This is a genomic window from Crenobacter sp. CS_VA4 (assembly GCF_055597485.1).
The window spans coordinates 1-18354 of sequence record NZ_JBVMAE010000047.1 but is presented as its reverse complement, the minus strand read 5'-3'; the positions used below and the strand labels follow the sequence as shown (position 1 = coordinate 18354).

At 53.9% G+C, this 18354-nt stretch carries 13 protein-coding genes and 2 pseudogenes; 7 read left to right on the top strand and 8 right to left on the bottom strand.

The genetic code is table 11. The features are described from left to right. The 5 genes and pseudogenes from ACZ2IA_RS23395 to ACZ2IA_RS21790 form a co-directional block, all read right to left on the bottom strand. Positions 1 to 205 (bottom strand): annotated as a pseudogene (locus tag ACZ2IA_RS23395) (site-specific integrase); the annotation flags it as partial. 65 nt (positions 206 to 270) lie between these two features. Continuing rightward, positions 271 to 411, bottom strand: a pseudogene (locus ACZ2IA_RS23390) (helix-turn-helix domain-containing protein); the annotation flags it as partial. A 2-nt stretch (positions 412 to 413) separates the two neighbouring features. After that, a complete protein-coding gene (gene mobF / locus ACZ2IA_RS21800; protein ID WP_470294693.1) occupies positions 414 to 3011 on the bottom strand; it encodes a MobF family relaxase in 2598 nt (865 codons plus the stop codon). Positions 3012 to 3014: 3 nt separating this feature from the next. Beyond that, complete coding sequence (locus ACZ2IA_RS21795) at positions 3015 to 4559, bottom strand: type IV secretion system DNA-binding domain-containing protein (protein ID WP_470294692.1); 1545 nt, start codon at positions 4557 to 4559, stop codon at positions 3015 to 3017. 10 nt (positions 4560 to 4569) lie between these two features. Next, entirely contained in the window at positions 4570 to 4878 is a 309-nt protein-coding gene (locus ACZ2IA_RS21790) for a hypothetical protein (RefSeq protein WP_470294691.1), read from the bottom strand. A 363-nt stretch (positions 4879 to 5241) separates the two neighbouring features. Between ACZ2IA_RS21790 and ACZ2IA_RS21785 the strand changes: the two genes are divergently transcribed. After that, positions 5242 to 6378, top strand: coding sequence for a hypothetical protein (locus ACZ2IA_RS21785; RefSeq protein ID WP_470294690.1), 1137 nt, complete (start codon positions 5242 to 5244; stop codon positions 6376 to 6378). Between the two features lie 227 nt (positions 6379 to 6605). Beyond that, a complete protein-coding gene (locus ACZ2IA_RS21780) occupies positions 6606 to 7130 on the top strand; it encodes a hypothetical protein (RefSeq protein WP_470294689.1) in 525 nt (174 codons plus the stop codon). A gap of 19 nt (positions 7131 to 7149) precedes the next feature. Here the strand turns inward: ACZ2IA_RS21780 and ACZ2IA_RS21775 are convergent, their stop codons facing one another. After that, positions 7150 to 7614, bottom strand: coding sequence for a recombinase family protein (locus ACZ2IA_RS21775; protein WP_470294688.1), 465 nt, complete (start codon positions 7612 to 7614; stop codon positions 7150 to 7152). Between the two features lie 584 nt (positions 7615 to 8198). On the opposite strand from ACZ2IA_RS21775, the gene ACZ2IA_RS21770 reads away from it, so the two are divergent. From ACZ2IA_RS21770 to ACZ2IA_RS21755, 4 genes are all read left to right on the top strand, one after another. Next, complete coding sequence (locus tag ACZ2IA_RS21770) at positions 8199 to 9668, top strand: DUF8370 family protein (RefSeq protein WP_470294687.1); 1470 nt, start codon at positions 8199 to 8201, stop codon at positions 9666 to 9668. A 328-nt stretch (positions 9669 to 9996) separates the two neighbouring features. Then, on the top strand, positions 9997 to 10665 hold the full coding sequence (locus tag ACZ2IA_RS21765) for a hypothetical protein (RefSeq protein WP_470294686.1): 669 nt from the start codon (positions 9997 to 9999) through the stop codon (positions 10663 to 10665). Positions 10666 to 11295: 630 nt separating this feature from the next. Further along, positions 11296 to 11685 carry a nucleotide pyrophosphohydrolase gene (locus ACZ2IA_RS21760; protein WP_470294685.1) on the top strand — a complete coding sequence of 130 codons (390 nt, stop codon included), beginning with the start codon at positions 11296 to 11298 and terminating at the stop codon, positions 11683 to 11685. Further along, entirely contained in the window at positions 11686 to 13566 is a 1881-nt protein-coding gene (locus ACZ2IA_RS21755; RefSeq protein WP_470294684.1) for a DNA/RNA helicase domain-containing protein, read from the top strand. It begins immediately after the preceding gene. Between the two features lie 267 nt (positions 13567 to 13833). Here ACZ2IA_RS21755 and ACZ2IA_RS21750 read toward each other — a convergent pair whose 3' ends face one another. Both ACZ2IA_RS21750 and ACZ2IA_RS21745 read right to left on the bottom strand, forming a co-directional pair. Beyond that, positions 13834 to 14826: a DUF2971 domain-containing protein gene (locus ACZ2IA_RS21750; RefSeq protein ID WP_470294683.1), complete on the bottom strand. Its 993-nt coding sequence runs from the start codon at positions 14824 to 14826 to the stop codon at positions 13834 to 13836. Between the two features lie 616 nt (positions 14827 to 15442). After that, positions 15443 to 16492, bottom strand: a complete 1050-nt coding sequence (locus ACZ2IA_RS21745) for an HNH endonuclease (protein ID WP_470294682.1) — start codon at positions 16490 to 16492, stop codon at positions 15443 to 15445. Between the two features lie 724 nt (positions 16493 to 17216). Between ACZ2IA_RS21745 and ACZ2IA_RS21740 the strand changes: the two genes are divergently transcribed. Next, positions 17217 to 18128, top strand: coding sequence for a S1 family peptidase (locus ACZ2IA_RS21740; protein ID WP_470294681.1), 912 nt, complete (start codon positions 17217 to 17219; stop codon positions 18126 to 18128). The last annotated feature ends 226 nt before the right edge of the window (positions 18129 to 18354 follow it).

Genomic DNA, 18354 nt, shown 5'->3' with positions numbered 1-18354 from the left:
CCATCAGCCATTGATAGGCTGCTTGGTCCCAGGTGTAGGTCGGGCGTTCGCCCAACTTCCCAACCCGCCACGCCTCGGCCTTCAGCCGGTCGTGGAACTCTTGGGCTTCTTGCTTGTTTTCGGTTCCAGCAGAGATGCGAGTTCTCTTGCCGCCCGGGCTGGTGAAATCGACCCACCAGGTACTGCCGCGTTTGAAAAGTGCCATGCTTTCACCTCCGCACGTTCACCTTGCAACGCTTGCCTGTTAGCAGCATAAAGCGAACGCAGATAATTTTGCAGATCCTCCTCCAGAAACACCCATTGCTTGCCCGGCTTGGCGGCAGGAACCAGGCCTTTCTTAGCTCGACGCCGGAGTTCTTCAGGATGCATTTTCAGGAATGCTGCGGCTTCTTTGAGGGTCAGCGTTCTCATCCTCAATCCCCTATCTCATAGCTGACGTGAGAAGCAAATTTGCCAGCTGACGGCTCCAGATCCAGTGCAGATGCCTTGGCGTACTCTCGCCCCACTGCCAGAGGCAGCATCTCCCGGTCGTCCGTGTAGATGCGAGCCTGGTAACGCGCGCGACTGATCGCCACATAGAAGCTGGCCTGGCTTGCCGTCAGGCTATGCGAATCGGCCTCGATCAGCACCCGGTCGCAGGTCTGTCCCTGGCTCGCGTACACCGTCGAGCAATAGCCGTAATCGAGCGCCAGTGGCCGATCGCTTTCCAGGGTCACTTCCCGTCCGTCCGCAAACGCCAGTGTCAGCGTGCGCTGAGCCGTATCGATCGCACTGATGCGTGCCAGGTCGCCGTTGACCAGGCCGTGCAGACGGTCGTTGGCAGTGACACGCACCAGTTCGCCGACCGCCAGTTGCCGGGTCACCGGCACATAGGCTGCCAGCTTGGTGGTGACGGCGGGCTGCCACGCCACCCGGCCACCGTCGCCGCGCTGCAATAGAATGCGATGGTCCAGCCGCTCGACCACATTGGCCAGTTCGCCGCGCTTCAGGCCGAGCGAAGGATAGTCGGTCTCGGCCATCACCACGTCGCCCGCCTCATAGCCGAGGATCGAACGGCGGTGGGCGGCCGTCTGATCCTTGCGCTCAAGCAGCGCAAACGTCTGGCCCTTGCCAGTCAACCCCAGCTTGTCGCGGATACGCAGGTTGATCTCGGCGCGCGCCAGGCGCGTACCAGCAATCACGCGCGTCTGCGCACGCTCACCAGCCGGCAGCGATGCATAGTCGTCCGCAATGCGCGTGAAGCGCTCGTCCGCCTGGCGTAGCTGCACGATGTGCTTGTCCAGCACCTCGACCGCCATTGCCACGTGGCCGTCGACGGCCAGTTCCACGGCATGCTTCAAGCTGGCATCCTGCTGGCGCTGAATCTGCCCGACCAGCGAAGTATGCATACCGGCCGCCTGCAGCTGCGCGAACGGCTTGCCCGCTTCGACCGCCTGCAATTGCCGGGTGTCGCCGACCAAGACAACACGGCACTGCGCCGCGCTAGCCGCCGCCAGGATGGCAAGCATTTGCCGCGTTGACGCCATGCCAGCCTCGTCGACGATTAGCACGGTGCGCGCATCGAGCCCCTTGACGTCGCGATGCTCGAAGGCTGCAATGGTTTCCGCCTCAATGCCGGCGCCCGTCAGCTCGCGCGCAGCGCTGGCGCTCGGCGCCAGTCCCTTAATGCTGTAGCCGCTGGACACTACCAAGGCACTGGCCACACGCAGCAAGGTGGTCTTGCCAACGCCGGCACGGCCCTGGATGCCGCTGACCCGATTATGGGTCAGCAATATCCCCAGCACCGCGTCACGCTGTCCGTCCGACAGCTCGCCGAGTGCGCCCTCCAATTCGCCGCGCCCGGCCTGCCAGATCGGCGCCGCCGCGCTGCGACCTTGCCATTCCAGCGTGAGAATATCTGCCTCGCGCTGTTGTGCGGCCAGCGTGGTATAGCGTTCGCCTGCCTGGATCAGCAGACCAGTTTCGACACCGTGCGCTACAGCCGTCTCGATGTCAGTCAACGTGACGCGCCCGACGCCTTGCGCCAACGCCTCCGCCAGCAAGGCCGCCTGGCTGAACACGGCATCACGCTCGCTGAGGTGGGCGATGGCGGCCTGCAGTACGGCGGACGCACTACCGGGCTCTGGCTGCAGTCCCGCCCGCGTCGCTTGGTAGTCGATGCCTTGCGCCAGGCTCAGCTGCAGCCATTCCTGGCGAAGGTGGGCACGGTCGACGGCGGTTTTTCGGTCACGCGTGATGACCGCGATCAGTTGCTTGTCCCAAGCGGCGGCCTCGTTGCGCTCACGGCCGCCGTGCTCCTTGAGATAGGCCTCAATGGCGGCACTGCGCTGGCTGAAGGCGCGCACCTGAGCATCATCAATGTGCGCCAGCTCGAAGCGGCCATCAAGGTGCGTGGCGCGAATCTGGTAACCCAGCCCCTGCAGCTCGCGCGCCAGCTCGGCGCGATAGAGCCCACCGAGCAGCATCTTGTGCCGGTAGATCGACTCGTTGTTCATCGCCCGCCATTGTCCATCGGTCCGACGCGTCGCGTTGACCATCACGCAGTGCGTATGCAGCTGCGGATCGCAGGCGCGGCTCAGGTCGTGGTCGAATCGCGCTACCACCAGATTGCCGCTGCGCTCGGTGCGGATGATACCGTCCACCGTGATTCGGTAAGCGGCCAGCGTTTCGGCGTAGGCCAACGCACGCTCGACGGCCGTGCGGTGCGCCTCAATCACGCGCGGGTCGCCGCCGACCAGCGCTTGCAGCGATACCGATTTGGGCGCCGAGAACGTGGCATCAGTGCCGCCCCGGCGCCCGGCCGCCGCGTGGTGCAGCATCTCGCCGCTGGGCAGTTGGCCGTCGAGCAGCGCAGCAAACACGGCCGGGTCGACCTCGCCCTGCAAGCCTAGCGAGGCCGCGCCCGTACCCCACCAAGCGCTCGGGCAGCTGTCGCGCGTGTAGTAATCGTCGGCGGCCTCGTAGTAGCTGGCTGCGGCCGCGCCATTGCCCACATTGGATAGGCTCAGCATGGCTCAGCGCTCCACGAAGGCCGGCACGCGCACGGCATAGTCTTGCGGTTGCAGGCGCACGCGGCCGATCGGGTAGTCGCCCGCCAGCTTAAGGAAACCGTGTAAGGGCGCCAGCTTCATCAGTTCGGCCGGCAGCACGGCTTGCTCGATGCTGCGCTGTCGCGTGCTGCTCTTGCCGCCGCCCTGCTTGCTGTCCATGTAGGTCGTATGCGTGCGCTCGACCTCGGCTTGCCCCAGACCTTTGGCGATAGTCTCGGCGGTGACCGGATCAGCGTTCGAGCAGCCAAGCGCCAGCACGTTGCGAAAGCAGCTGCGCAGCGTGGTGGCGGGGTGCACACCATACAGCGCATCGAGCTGGGCCACCGACTGCAGGCCGGCGAGCACGCGTAGTCCGTGCTTGCGGCCCTTGGTCAGCCCCGCTTCCAGGCTACCCAGGCGCTCCAGACTGGCCAGCTCGTCGAGCACCAGCCATAGCGGGCGCGGGTCCTTGTCGGGCAGGGTCAGGATGGCGGCGATCAGGATGTCCACCCAGGCGCTGACCAGCGGGCGCAGGGTCGTGAGCATATCCTCGCGCCAGGTAATGTAGAGATTGCCCGTGCTCGTTTCCAGCCAGGTACGCAGGCTGAACGGGCCGTCCTGCACGTATTGCAACGGTCCCAGGTGATGGGTCAGGATGAATCTCGTCGAGCCCAGCGCCTTTTCCGCGCCGGGCTCGAACAGGCCAGTGGCGGCCGAGCCGGCCAGGAAGCCGCACAGTTCCTTGGCCGGCGCCAGGGTGCACCAGTACAGCAAGCGCTGGTTGCTCGTTTCGCCTTGCTGCGCCATGGCGCGCATCACCTCGGCCAGCAGTTGCTGGGCATAGCCGCGCCATTCCTGGCCGTCGCGCTCGGCGCTGTCGGGGATGAGGCTTTTGGCGATGCGATCGTAATCGTAGGGTTTGCGCACCTCGTTGAACACCGACCAGCCCGGAGAGCGCTTGTCGAAGGGGTTGAGCAGGCTGTCGCCCTTTTTGCCGAACCTGGCCAGCCCGTGGGCGTTCGGGTCGACGACGATGACGCGGTCGCCCCGGCGCAGTACGCCGCCCAGCAGTTCGTCGACAGCTGTCGATTTGCCCGTATTGGTCGAACCGGCCAGCAGCAGGTGGTTCGGTTCGCAGGCGAGCGGCAGCGGCACGCCAGCCACTTCGACCTGTACCGGCCGTGCCGTTTCGCCGCGCGCCGGCTTCGGCGGCTTGATGCGCGTGCTGCGCGCCAACGTGGCACCGGGCACGATCCGGGCGCCGCGCAGGATGCGGCTGCCGTCGCCCTTGTCCAGTTCGCTGATGAACCAGGCCAGCGCGAGTGGCGGCACGATGCCGATCGCCAGGGCCTGCAGCTCGAGCCAGGCCATGCCTGGCACGTTCAGCGGGTGGGCCAGGCCCCAGAGCAGGTTTTGCAGCCAGGGAGCGCCAATCTGGTATTGGTGGGTGACGCACCAGAGCCAATAGCCGCAAGCGGTTAAGGGGAAGACCAGCAGCGACAGCAGGAGCAGTTTGGTGGAGGTTTTCATGGATGCCTCCTTACGCCTGGGTCTGTGCCAGGCGGGCGCGGACTTGGCCGACGATCTGCGGGTTGCAGTGGGCGGCGATCGCGCGGCACAGCAGCAGCGTTTCGGTCAACTCAATTGGCGCGGTCGTGCTAGCGCTCGACAGCACGGCCAGTTTGTCGAGCAGCTCGATGTGCAGCTGGCTGACTTGTAGCGCTTCGGATTCGCGCTCGACGATGCGGCGGATGTGCGCTGAAACGCTTACGCCAAGCTCGGCGGCTGTTGCGCAGAGGTCGCTATAGAGGCTGCTCGGCAACCGAACGGTGAGAATCTTTGAGGTCATGCCAAATCTCCTTTTGAATCAAAGACAGATGCGGTTCGTATGCGCCCCTCAGCCGGGCCCACCTACGCGTGGAAGCGCGCGCAGCGCGGCTTCCATGGCATCCCGTGGGATGCGTCCGGTGTGTAGTCCTCCTCCATTTACCAAACGACAAGAGCATTGAAACTCAACGCGAAATAAGTGAGGCTTGCGTAGATGCTCAACATGCGCGGGTTATGGCGAAGCGCATGCGAAGTAATTTAGCGGCTGCAATTTTTGGGACGTAGCTGCAAAGGAATTGCATTTCTGAACAGTGAAACACCAAGTTTTCTTATTAATAACAGTCTCTTACCCATCATCTTCCGGCATTAATTGGAGACAACAACTGTGATAGACGACGAGGGATTAGCTAACGCGTTGTGGGATAAGATCAAATGGGAACGGGTGCGTGGTCTCGCCTTCTCTATGGCGGATGACCTCGTGTTTGGACGGGTAAGCTCTCAGATGGTAAGAAACCTCGCGTTTGAGCTATTGCAACAGTTCGGTTTAACCGACCACTATTCAGACAAGTCCGACTTTCACTGCATGATCGAGGGCTTGGAGCAAGTCGAGGGAATGCTGGGGTGGGTAATACTGGACATCGCCCGGACAGCGGCCGCCCAGGGACTACCTGAGCCCAAGGAAGAGCTGGTGGAGATCAGCAAACCGCGCGGAGCCGCACATAAATTACGAGTGTGTCTGCAGGCCATACAGAGGAAGGAACAGACCAAGTTTGAGTACCAACCTGCCTTTTGCCATTTTTGCTATCGTCATCGCGCCCCCGGCAACAGCTACTATTGCCAAATCCATACAGCCAGCAAAGACAGAAAGGCCTATCAACTTGGTGAGCGCCGGGTAAAAGATTTTGTTTCCATGACGAGGCGGTTGTACAACCAGGCTGCGAAGGCAAAGAAACTGCCGGGCGGGTTAGAGCTTGTACTTCCAGAAGGATTCAATTACTTCAGCATTAAGAAACTACTGTTAGCTTTTCCACAGGCACGGGCCAAGATGTTGCCAGTGCTTGAGGGATGTCAGGTAGCGGTGGAGGATGGTGAAGAATTAACCATTTCCGAGCTATTGGCGCGCATATATGAAGCAGTCAACGATTGGGATGGCGGTTCGTGGGCAAGAGATCAGGCAGAAATGCCATATACTTCCCTTCGCCTCTTGCGTGACTTGATGGAGTCTGTCATCCGATACGAAGCATGGGAGACTATTCAGGCGGAGCGACAAAAAAAGCCCGGACGAAAGCCACTCAATCGTACGAGGATTTCAAAAGCACTAGCAGCCAATCCGAACAAATCAATAAGGCAACTAGCCAAAGAGCTCAGATGCTCACCGGCTACCGTTTCTCAGGCACGCCTGGAACTGTCCAAAATGAATAACATGGGTAATATTATCCCCCAGAGCAACAATCAACGTCTATCACAGACTGCTGCCAGTGGGCAACCGAATGACCCAATCAGTGATAGTGGTGAAGCCTAGGTTAACTAAAGAGGGCGCTTCCAATAAACCTTGAAACCATACCCTCCCCCAGATATTCATGCGAACAAAAAATTTCCACACAACCCGAAATTCATCCAAACCAAGTCTCTCATTGGGGAACAAACAATTCCCACTTCATACAATTGACTTGCCAATTAAAATATCCAGCCTTGTATCCACGTCAATTGGTGATTTAACAGCTCAAGCCAACATACAAATGTAGAATCATGGAAAAAACTAAGAAGCTTGTAACTCACAACATAGGGGCTTTCATTGCCGCTCTAATTGTATTTGGAAGTGGCTGGAAATATCTTGACGAACAACGAGTCGAGGCCTTTAAAGCCAGGGAGGAAGCAATAAAGTTAAAAGCCAAGGCAGACGCCCAAGAGCTATATCTCCAGAAGAGAGAAGAAGAGTTCTCCTCTCGAAATGAACAGCTCCAGGCAAGCATAAAAAATAAGGAGGCACAACTCTCCAATGAAAGCTCACAGCTAGAGAAGAAAGAAAAATCAGTCAATATTGACTCTGAACTTCAACAACTTTCCGCAAAATTCCTTGATGACTCGTCAAGCGTGAACATCTCAAAAACGTGTGGCGACGATGAGGGACATAATGAGAAGGCAAGAAAAGCCAAAGCTATCCTCACCCTTATTGAGAACATAGCAATACAACACAACAAGCCAGAATATATCTCATTCGTCAAGCAACAACGCTTTGGCATCTACACATGGGAAAGAAAATGCAAGCCTTAGTAAAATAAAATCAAGTTTTTTAAGATCGCCCTATTAAATCTGCTGGAGAAATTTCCGGCAGTCTAATTAACAACTCTGTCAGCAAGGTCGAGTTGTTGACGAGCCGTGGCGCGACAGCCAACGGGGCGCGGGCTGCACGCAGAACCCGGTCGAAGGTCGCGCCATCGACAATGGCATCCACCGGCAGCTTGATCCATTCTTCTGGCGAGCTCTCCTTGCGCGTCTTTTGATTCGTTACGTTGAAGAAGCATTCCCCGATGTAAGTTCTACGGGACAGCACCGCATACACTTGCTGGATGCACCAGGGCTTCCCACGCATGAGCAACCCGCGCTCAGTCAGATGCTTGGCAATCCCCTTCATGCCCAATGGCTGCCCCTGGTAGCCATTAAGATAGAGATCGTAGACAAGATGTACCAAGGCCGCTTCATCTTCATCGATAACCAGCCTTTTCTTTGGCTTCCCTCGGGCTGCTGTGGTGCTCATCTAGATCGTCTTATAGACGCATCCGCTCCTTCTCGATAGTCAACGACATGAAATCAAGTTGGCAGTTCGGACCTGGGCATAAGTAATATGCACACTGGATAGTGTCGTGACCAGCAAGCAAGAAGCTCGTCTGTGGCGTAGCTTCAGCCGCAGGCCCCGCAGTAAAGGGCAGAGTCATGATGGCTCCATTCACTTGGGAATGGAGCACCGCGCAATCATACCGACGCAGATACCCCATTGCCCCTTAGTTAAAGGGAAACGTGATCATTGGCGGCTCAATAACGATAAAGAGATATGGACGCAGATCTGAGGGTGACCGTGGCTTGTGCGAGGACTTTGGTTGCCTGCCGTGTTAGCGTTCCAGGACTTGGGCGTGCCTCTGACGGAAGGGTCTGCGTAGAAGTTGCGTCTTCGGTTCAACAATACACAGTGCGCCGTTGACAGTGCTTACGCTAGCAGTACTGCCTATAGATTACAAGGGCATTTTTTGCGGCAGTGGTGTATTATCATGTACTCAATGTATCCATAGCCCCTCGTGTTACAAGTAACTGGGGTAGAAATTCTTTTCAATGCCAGGTGCTAGAATGTCTAGAAAACTAAATATATATTTTTCTGATTTCTTTAATGTGCAACATGAAAAACTAAAAAGCTATGGCGCATTCAATATTTCACTAATTAATGATTTGCCATTATTCATTGATCCATTTTTGCTGTTTAATAGTGAGAAATTAGAATATCAAGAGTTGCATAAGAAAATAATTGACTACGTTAAGTTTTTGAAAGAAGAGTCCAGAAAAAATCTGAGTAATGGACTGATTAAAGAATGGTTTCACTTTCCCGAAGTGAAGCAGAACTGGTTTGGTTACAGTGAGATTGGAAATAGTGGTCGTGGGCTAGGGGCAAAATTTGCTAGTTCGCTCAAGTTAAATTTGACTACAGTATTTAAAAATTTTGGAGAAGAAACGGAAACAGCATCACACCTAGAAAAGCTTACTTTAGTAAGGAACGGCGTCGGCAAAGATCAGATTAGCGATTTTACGTGCAATTTCATATTGGGATATCTTGCAAGATATACGGAAAATTTTGCAAAAAACAACATCGATCCGAGCAGGCTAGGGGTGTTTATGATAGGGAAGTCCGAGTTTAATTGGGCGACCAAGACATGGGCATCGAAGCAATTTACCTTACCAAAATTTGGAAATGATTTTGTATTATTAACCCCAATTGACTTGCTGACAAAAGATGAGGCGTGGATCAACCACAAAGACTTTGTTGAAGACTTTTCATCTGTCATTGGCGCTGTAGGCAATGATCAGTTACGCAGCAGGATTGATCAGTATTTGGGCTCGATCATGCCTGATGAACCAACAAAGAGCGATTATGAAAAAGCCATAGAAAAAGTCACAGAGAAATATCCGGAAATTCTTGATGCATATATTTCTATAAAAGAAAAAAATAAAGATGGCGCCAAAACTGTTAGCCAAGAAAAAATTAGCCTAGCCACTGAATTGTTCATCAAGCAATTAATGGATTTTGTCCAGTTGCTCGAGGAGAAAACTGAGTTTTACAAAACACCTAGCAATAGTTATGAAGAAGCCTTGCTGAGAGTCAATTTCTTAAAGCATGTAATAGAAAATCAAGATGGTTATAGGGTGTTTTATGTGAAAGGAAGGCCAATAAAAAGAGAAGCGGACCTGCAAATAATGTTCAAATTAACTTGGTTCGCCTCCGTCTTCGATATGAATGCCGAAGTCAATAATGGAAGAGGCCCCTCTGATTTTATGGTGTCACGAGGAAGTTCTGACAAGGTGGTGATTGAATTTAAGCTGGCGAGCAATACCCAGATCGAAAAGAATTTAATAAAACAAGCCGATATATATGCCAAGGCATCCAGATCAACTCACCCACCAATCAAGGCAATTCTCTACTTTGATTATCTAGAGTTTGCAAAAATTGATAGACTATTAGTAAAGCATGGCCTGCATGGGAAAAAAGATATCATTCTAATTGATGCCTCTCCCAAAGAGTCAGCCTCAAAAGTTGGTTTGGACTAATGAGGAAAATTTAAAATGAAAGTTGTCGGTCCACTCTCACGACAGACTGACCACCTCAGACCAGTGCGCAGAACCGTCTCCTCTGGCCCCCCGTTGCAACGACGTGTCACGGCTGATTCCCTGTGAATCAGTATTGATACTATGTTCCCTCTCCGGGTATTGTTGCCCGGTACACCTCTATTGCAAGGCGTGCATGGGTAAATTCGGAGGACTTTCGGTTGAGCAGCTTCCTTATGACAGAGCTCAAATGGTATACCTGGGGCGGACCTGGCCTATGAGCGAAGTCATTTTCAATGAGGAGGGACGGTCCCTTCCCTGAGGCGACTACGTGGCGTTTTGGCTGGGAGCCTTTTGCGAGAACTTTACATTTAACCCCTTGTATAAGGAGAGCGCTATTAATCGCCTGTTTCAATCCCCGGTCGCCGTCGCCATCCTGTCCACCGTTTCGTTGCTGACTGGCATCGGCTTATACAGCCAGCCTTCGAACCTGAGATTCCTCTGGCTGGATCTGGACGTCTGGGCGCATCTGTTCGGATGGTTTGGCCTGGTGCTGAGTCTACTTTGCCTTTACACAGGTAGTGCTAACCGGCAACAGCGGATGATAGGCTGGGGCGGCCTGGGTGGTAGTACTTTAGTCTCTTTGGCAGTCTTCAGCTTCGCTAAGGGCTTCCTGGTGAAGTATCACCTTGAAGCGATTGGCGGATGTGCCCCGTTCCTGGCCGCTGGCCTTATGTTTACGGCATTATTGCGCGGAGCCGAATTTGTTCTGCCGGCACGACATCGGCTGAACATACCGTATTGGTTCATTTTGACGCTCCCCGTGCTGTATTCGTTTGGATGGGAATTTGTCATATGGCCGATTTTCGGTGCCTATGGCGAGCCTCCTCTCGGTCATGTCCGATATGCCCAGGTGATAGCAGACCTGACTGCATTCTGCGCATCTTGGTGGATTTACAAACGAACCAGCGTCTCATCCACAACGCAGGCTTTGCCTTGATTCTGGGGCCGGTGCTGGAGCCTTGGTGTTTCTCAAATGGAGAGACGCGCAAGAGTTCTTGCGAGCCCCAACTACTCCCTCCGAGTTGGATGACCAGCCAACGAAAACTTACCTATTTGGCATTTTCAATCAGAATCGGCTAGCGCATTGCCTGGACGATTTTCTGTCCGTCGTAGGTCAGTTGTTCGCCAGGCGGGATGCGTCGCCGCAACTCAAAATTTCCCCACCATGGTTACGCGTGGGCTTGCTGGTTCAGGCCGCCAATGGCGGCTGGCAGTCCCTTCAGGGCAGTGGAGGCGCAAGTGCAGGCGCTGCTCCTAACTGGCCACGGTGCCGGTGAAGACTGACCAGTTTCATCCTCTAAGGCTGGCCCTGGCCAAATAAGTGAAGCCCATCAGAATTGGACAGACCCAAGAGCCGTGGATGTTACCGCCCCCCCCTTGGCGAGGCTTACTCGAAAGCCACGGGACAGGCGCCGCCCAAGTGGCCGCTCCTCGGCCTAAGTGGACGCAGACCAATGTTTGCTCAACAGCAGCTTTGATCCACATAGCAGACTACCCAAGTACGCAACGCATACATATGCTCTCTACAGGCATAATTGCTATGCCATACCACGTAGAGAGCCAGACCATGAGCCAGAGTCCCAAAAATACAACCACCGCCCCCTTGGTAGAAACCAGCAGACTGGCCACTGCATTAGAGGCCTTTGCCACCGAGCGCGACTGGCACCAGTTTCACTCCCCCAAGAATCTCGTGATGGCCCTATCTGGCGAGGTCGGCGAGCTGACCGAAATTTTCCAGTGGATGACCGAAGACACCTCGCGTGAAGCAGGTAGAGCCCCTGCCACTGCAGATAAAGTGCGCGAAGAACTTGCTGATGTCCTGCTCTACCTGGTCCGTCTGGCCGACGTACTGGGGGTGGACCTGAACGATGCCGCCACCCAGAAGCTTCAACGTAATGCTGAAAAATACCCGGCCGATAAGGCTCGCGGTTCCAGCAAAAAATACACAGAGATCTGAATGCAGCCCACCACTCCGACACATACCCTGATTTACCAGGCAGACAAGCAGCAATTCCTGCTGGACTCCGACAGATACATTGAAGATCTGCTCGAGGCTAGGTACCAAGCTATCGTCGGCAAGAGAGTCAGTAGTCAGGAAAAAACGTCGTGGAAGAACTCTTTGCAGGAGATGGCTCGGGTATTACGGGATGAGCGTATCCCAGCAACTGCTGGTATCGGCATCGAACTGTTTGCGCCGCAATCGATGAGTCGCATTGACTTCACCCTCAGCGGATTCGATGCCCATGGCCAGAAGACAGTCATCATCATCGAGCTCAAGCAGTGGAGTGCGATCAAGCTGACCGACAAAGATGCGGTTGTGCTGACGCAGCTCGGCGGCGGGCTGAACGAAGCGTTGCATCCGTCGTACCAGGCCTGGTCTTACGCCACGCTTTTCGAAGGTTTCAATGAGGCGGTGGCATCCGGAGAGATACGGGTCCTGCCCTGCGCCTTTCTGCACAACTATCCCGAAACCGATAACACCATTCTGGATGAACGCTTCAAGGAGTACACCCAACAGGCCCCCCTCTTCCGCAAAGGTATGGTCGAGCGGGAAAAGTTGCAGTCCTTCCTGAGTCAACACATCCAACAGGGTGACAACCAGTCAGTGCTGCAGCAGCTGATTTGCAGTCGGATTGGCGCCTCCAAAGCACTGGCGGATGCCCTTGCCAAGCTGATGGAAGGCAATCGTGAATTTGCCCTCATCAATGACCAAAAATTGGTCTTTGAAAGCATCAAGAACATTGCGCGTGCAGCAGCACCTGGCAAGCACAAGGTTGTGATTGTCGAGGGCGGCCCCGGCACGGGCAAGACGCTGATCGCCATCAACCTGCTGGTCAAGCTCCTCAAGACCAGTATGGCGATCAAATACATTTCCAAAAACGCCGCCCCGCGCCATGTCTACAAAGCCAAGCTGACTGGCTCCATGAAGCAGACCCGCTTCAACAGCCTGTTTGCTGGCTCTGACAGCTTCCACGACATGGAGCAGAACACCTTCGACCTGCTGCTCGTTGATGAAGCGCACCGCCTCACTGAGAAGAGCGGTATGTTCAACAACAAGGGCGAAAACCAGATGAAGGAGCTGATCAATGCCGCTAAGTGCACTGTCTTCTTCATCGACGAGGATCAACGCGTCACTTTCCGCGACATCGGCTCCAAAGAGCAGATCCGACAGTGGGCAGTTGCCAAGGGGGCGGAGATACACGAATTTGAATTGACCTCGCAATTCCGCTGTAGCGGCTCGGATGGATACATGGCCTGGCTCGACAACGTACTCGAGATCAGTGAGACCGCGAACACCCAACTGGATACCAAAGGCTACGAATTCAAGGTCTTTGACACCCCGGAAGAGATGCACGCCGCTGTGGAGCAAAGGAACAGCGGCAACCGGGCTCGGGTCGTCGCCGGCTATTGCTGGCCATGGAACAGCAAAACTGATACGACACAGATGGATATCGTGATAGGTGAAAACTACCGACGGCAGTGGAATCTGGCCAGCAACAGCATGGTCTGGATCATTGCCCCTGACTCCATCGAACAGGTTGGCTGCATCCATACGTGCCAAGGACTGGAGGTCGACTACATTGGCGTGATCATCGGCCCAGACCTGATCATTCGGGATGGCAAGGTAGTCACCGATGCGACCCAGCGCTCCACAATGGACCAAACCATCAGAGGCTACAAAACGCAGGTAAAGAAGCAGCCAGAGGAAACAGTCGCCAAGGCAGATCGAATCATCAAAAATACGTATCGCACCCTGATGACTCGTGGACTTAAAGGTTGTTTCCTGTACTGCACCGACCCAGAAACCGCTGTCTATTTCCGAAGCAAACTTATCTAATCAGATCCGAAATAGGCCCCTGAATCGCCCCTAGATTTCTAGATACTTGAATGGCTGCTCCCTGATTTGGAAGCAGCCATTCTTTTCCCTGGTATCGAATGACCGTGTTGGCCGAGGTGCGGTCGTGAAGCCGCCTCAAATGACTGCTGCTCGGCCAAAACAGACGGGCCGGTGCTTCACCCCCAAAATCCACAGCCGGTGCATTGCGGTCAGTCAGGCCACCGGTAAGCTGTCATTCAACGTAAAAAATCAGGCGCGTTGCAAGCGTCACTTGGATTTTAATGTTAGCTTGACTGCATTAAGTTGGTATAGCGTGTCGCTGATTTGCATTCTATTAATATTATTAAGATTTTTTAATAAAGGATTGTTTTCTATGTTTCCCAAAGCTACGGACTCAGAGGATTTACAGCCAAAATAAACCCCGCTTATAGCTAGCGGGTTTATTCTAAAGAGATGGATGGGCGGCTCTTGGCGGTCTAATGCAAGAAGATGGATCTCTGTCTTTATGCTTTTATCTCCCATATCTTCATGCATCTCATACCCCTTCGGATAAATTACTTGTATTTTATTGCCACCTAATTCCAATAGTTCTATTTTAGAATCCAGCGCGCATTGCTTTCTAATGTATTTGCTATCTTTGCAAATTATTGAGTCGGCATCCTTTAGTTGAACAATGCTTCGCTGCTCTTTCTCATGGGCCCAATCTATAGCCTTGGTAAACAATATCGTGCGATTGAATTTTCTCCAATGAAACTCGTCCATAGATTCAGGGGCTGAAAGCTCAGATCTTTCGAAACTCGGCATCACCCTGCGGTAATAAACCCTCTCAGGGAACTCAAAAAAATCCGCAAAATAACTTTTTCCAAATCTACTCTTTCGGCCATCGACTTCCTTTAGAGAGTCCATGAAAAATGGCTCATTGAGATCAAACTCAATTACCATTCCTTTATGGTCGTCCGCATAATGTGCCCACATCAGTGGGTTGTTGAAGTCTTCGGTAAAAGAAAGTATGCCTAGGTCAAATATTTCATTTTGGATTTCGCCCATGCAATCCTTGAGCATTGATTCATCAAGTTCATAAACATCCTTGCCGTTGCTTTTGTAATACTCCTCGTGGTTACGATTTGCATCGCGCACCTGCTCTTTGTTGAAGTGCCCTTCAAAAGGATCGTTCAAGGCCAAAACTGGAGTCGCCCGAATCATGAGGTTTTCAAAAAAATCCACTCTAAGTGGCATGTACTTATATAAAAATCTGTTCATGTGTCTAACGTCCAAAATCACCGGATTGTGCAACTTTTCGCACAGGTCAGGTGAATTGCAGAGATATCCATCTTGGATTCGGCCACCGTCAAGTGCCGGCCCGGGAGACCGCACTTAGCGCTGCGGATGGTGCTTGATCGGCTAGTGGAAAAACACACTCCGGGCAAAGCCAGGGTAGGGTATAACCACTGCTCGGGCTTTGCCCACGGCGAGTGCTAGTGTGGGCGGAGCCCTCGAGGTTACAACAGTGGAGTTTGGGCACCGAGAGGCGCCCTAATCCTTTCCAGTCAGACGGGTAATTGGTAATAGCAGTCTTTAGTGCCATTTTGGCACTCCTGTCACCTTCGAATAGCCAACCAGACCATCGTGCAGGTGCTGCTTCTAAATAACTAGACAGATCCAAGAGCCGTGGCCGTTCCTGTCCCTCATGACGAGGCTAGCTCAAAAGCTACGGGATAGGCACCGCCCAAGTGGCTGCCCCTCGGCCAGAGCGGCCGGCCATGCGCTTACATAACTGATATCGGCCAGAAGCTGTCACACCCTACTAAAGCGGTCATCCATCATGAATAACCAGAACACCATGACCACTTCCCACTAAATGAGGAACTAGCAGAAACTAGCCGAAGTGTGATTTTCGGTGACAATTGGGGCATAGCCCAATCGCGTTTTCTACGGTGTCGTCACCATTTTGAGCTAGCGGTATGCGGTGGTGAACCTCGAGGTAAGGAGTGCCATCGGATTTCCGATGGAATGGTGCTGGATGACCACATTCCTCGCAATTTCCTGCTGCGCGCTCAAGTACCTCTGCCACCACATCTGGATTGCGTTTGTAATCGGTTGAAATGACCTGGATTGCAAGTGGTTTCTTAGGTGCCGCGGCTAGTCTCGCCAAGCGCTGCTCGCGCGAGGATTGGCGCGCCGCTTTTGTCTGCTCCGCAAAGATTTTAGCTGCGAAAGCAGCAACCTCAACCACTCCAGCCTCATCCTTGTTTCGTTCAAGCTCAAACCATTTTGAGCCATCGAGTTCTCGCTGGATATCGCGGTATTTGAAGATTCCTTGATAGGTGAAGGGACCATTCTCGATATTTCTTACGAATGTCAGTATGGGAATATGCTGGTTCTGGAGGATCGCAGCGTTTGCCTTAAAATGCTCGCCAAACTCATTATCAATGCTTTTGAGGAAATACTTGAGCCGGTGCGGTTCATCCAGCCAAGCATTGGCATAGCGACCACCAGACAGGGTTGCTTTGACTATTACTGCAGAGGGCCGACCACCAGAATCCAAAACAAACATCCCACCGGCCCGCGTATCGTAGTTACGTGCAAAAATAAGTATCTGGTGAGCACTGTATTGGCCCCCGACGATAAAATCAGTAAGCCTAGTACAGTCATTGGCCCAGAGCGAGAATTCTTTCTCGAAGTCAGTCGCAATATCCTCGAAGGTTACCAAGTCGTGAGCTTGCATTGCTTGGTATGTTGGATCGTTCGTTCCAAGCTTAAAGCGTTTAAGGTATGCAATAACGTCGCCAACACGCTCAAACTGATCAAGCCAGATGTTTGTGTTCTTGACCTTGCGCTTGATATTGTCGGGAAGTGCCGGATGCTTTAGTGCAGGTTCTAGGACCTTGGCACGGATGTACTCACGAGCTTTGTCGATGGTAGTCATTGCTTATCTCGACTAAAAAGGGGATTCCTTCAAATTATGACAATAATTGGCGTTTAAGGTCTGTTTTTTCAAAAGGTCAAGGATTGCTTTAGGTCGAGAGTACGCGTCCGCCGAATGGGAAAGCGGACATTCAGCGTGGTTTACAACAGAATGACAGCAATCCTACCCATTGCTGACCGACATGGCCATCCAAGTGAGCGACGGCAATGACCGACTTTCAGGCTATCGTCATCTCAACGCCATCCGGTAGATCATCGGCCATTGCGGTCTTCCACTCCACCAGCCCTGAGCGTCCGTTCCTGACCAGATACCTGCCATTCCCCTTGCACTGAAGCCGAAGTTCGGCTTTCTGACATGAGGAACGCTCACTTTCGACCCCAAGCGGACATCCCCGTTTACGAAGTGCGAACGACCGGTACGTGTTGGCAAACAGCCGGCAAGAGGATTACGCAGGGGGCGGGCAGAGACGCACGCAAAGGGCAGCAACACAAGATGCGCATCCGCTCCGAGCAAACCACCGATTTTGAACTTTGATGGTTAATGCATAACAGAAGACGGAGGCGAGTCAAAGTCTTCCGGGGTTGCGTACAAAGGTTGAGTGAGGCATTTGCGCGGAATGCGCCGAGTCATCAGAATGAACGCTTCCCGAGGCATCGTCACAAGCCTACCCACGACAGGTGTGCCTCATCGAGCAGATCAAGATACCGAACTAGGTGCCAAAGCAATGCATAAAGATAAGTCTGACTTCGACCGTTGTTCAGCGCCCAGTCAACCATTTGGAGATGAGGAGCCGAAGCGTCCGCGAACGGTCGTCGAGAAAAAGGCGCGCCAGCTATTCGAAAAGTATGCCCCAGCGGTCGCGTACATTTGCGTCGAACTGCCGAACGGCGACCATTCGATCGGCTCTGCCTTTCATGTGGGCAACGGAGTGTTCATTACTGCACGGCACGTCGTAGACGGTTGCAAAATTCTCGAAGTTGCGAATACGATCGATCACCGGATTCCAGATGAGAAAGGCCTCTTGACCGTCCATGGTGTCGAGGGTCGTTTTCGGCACATATCCGCATCTCGCGGCCGCGTTGTGCGCGGGCCTCTCTTCCACCCTGACGATCAGGTAGATATTGCTGCCTTGGTGGTGGAGGAAATCGAATGTCCGTCCATTCCGCTAGGGGTGCATCTTGACGACTGGATCAACGACGAAGCGTTTTCTTTGGCCGAGGTCGTCGTTATGGGCTATCCGCCGGTGCCCTTTTCTAAGGAGCCGACGCTGATAGCCACGCGTGCCGAAGTGAACGCGGTCATCGACAAGTACACCGGCGGCCACCCTCACTTTGTCGTCTCTGCTATGGCCCGTGGTGGTTTTAGCGGCGGCCCCTGCTTGATCGAATGGAATTTTGCGCTTGGCGTCGTGACTGAGTCACTTGTTGAAGGAGACGGCTCTGTAGAGTCAGGCTATATGGCCGCTATTTCCATCGAGCCTGTATATGTTTGTTTGGCTCATCATGGTATTTTGCCAGCGGAGCAAGCCGAGGGCTGGGACGGGTTTTGGGATAACCCGCACGAACCGTACGAGCAACGCCTCGGCGGCGAGGAAATAATCATTGACGCTCGCAATGGCCGCTTCAACGAGCCCTAACATCGAGTCGCTACCCCGACATGGATGAAGCGCCCTGTGTTGCCTGAGCGAAGCAGACCTTCGAATGTTCGTATGAGAGCGAGAGAAACCGGCTGGAAATGGCCGGTAGCGGACATCAGGGGCGCCAGTCGGCTCGTCCGCTAAGGCCGGAGGCTGTGTGGAAACACGGTGAATTGTTGATGCCAGAATGGTTGCGCCAACCTCTTTTGGGTTACCGATATCGGTC

Coding starts and splice junctions, on each gene's coding strand:
- mobF (WP_470294693.1), bottom strand. CDS start 3,011: ATGCTGAGCCTATCCAATGTGGGCAATGGCGCGGCCGCAGCCAGCTAC.
- ACZ2IA_RS21795 (WP_470294692.1), bottom strand. CDS start 4,559: ATGAAAACCTCCACCAAACTGCTCCTGCTGTCGCTGCTGGTCTTCCCC.
- ACZ2IA_RS21790 (WP_470294691.1), bottom strand. CDS start 4,878: ATGACCTCAAAGATTCTCACCGTTCGGTTGCCGAGCAGCCTCTATAGC.
- ACZ2IA_RS21780 (WP_470294689.1), top strand. CDS start 6,606: ATGGAAAAAACTAAGAAGCTTGTAACTCACAACATAGGGGCTTTCATT.
- ACZ2IA_RS21775 (WP_470294688.1), bottom strand. CDS start 7,614: ATGAGCACCACAGCAGCCCGAGGGAAGCCAAAGAAAAGGCTGGTTATC.
- ACZ2IA_RS21770 (WP_470294687.1), top strand. CDS start 8,199: ATGTCTAGAAAACTAAATATATATTTTTCTGATTTCTTTAATGTGCAA.
- ACZ2IA_RS21760 (WP_470294685.1), top strand. CDS start 11,296: ATGAGCCAGAGTCCCAAAAATACAACCACCGCCCCCTTGGTAGAAACC.
- ACZ2IA_RS21755 (WP_470294684.1), top strand. CDS start 11,686: ATGCAGCCCACCACTCCGACACATACCCTGATTTACCAGGCAGACAAG.
- ACZ2IA_RS21750 (WP_470294683.1), bottom strand. CDS start 14,826: ATGAACAGATTTTTATATAAGTACATGCCACTTAGAGTGGATTTTTTT.
- ACZ2IA_RS21745 (WP_470294682.1), bottom strand. CDS start 16,492: ATGACTACCATCGACAAAGCTCGTGAGTACATCCGTGCCAAGGTCCTA.
- ACZ2IA_RS21740 (WP_470294681.1), top strand. CDS start 17,217: ATGCATAAAGATAAGTCTGACTTCGACCGTTGTTCAGCGCCCAGTCAA.